The following is a 244-nucleotide window of genomic DNA, read 5'->3' as shown; positions in this document are numbered from 1 at the left end:
CGAAGGCGGTCACGTCCACATCGTGGAAACGCATCTCGCTGGCGATCACCACGTCCCCGATGTGCAAGTCCTGAGCGAAGCCGCCGGCGGAGCCGGTGTTGATGACGCAGTCGGGGGCAAATTTTTCCAGCAGCAGGCTGGTGGCGACGCTGGCGGCAACCTTGCCGATGCCGGAGCGGGTCAGGATCACCTCTTTACCGGCCAGACGGCCCTGATAGAACTCGCAGCCGCCCAGTTGCAGGGT

Annotated in this window: 1 protein-coding gene; it reads right to left on the bottom strand. The window is 64.3% G+C overall.

The features are described 5' to 3' along the window. Nucleotides 1–244 (bottom strand): 5'-methylthioadenosine/S-adenosylhomocysteine nucleosidase (gene mtnN, locus B4920_RS27535; RefSeq protein ID WP_088179551.1); only part of this gene is annotated, 244 nt, incomplete at both ends.

Source organism: Zoogloea sp. LCSB751 (genome assembly GCF_002028455.1).
In the GTDB taxonomy this organism is placed as follows: domain Bacteria; phylum Pseudomonadota; class Gammaproteobacteria; order Burkholderiales; family Rhodocyclaceae; genus Zoogloea.
The sequence above is the reverse complement of the archived record's forward strand: the minus strand, read 5'-3'. Positions and strand labels throughout refer to the sequence as shown.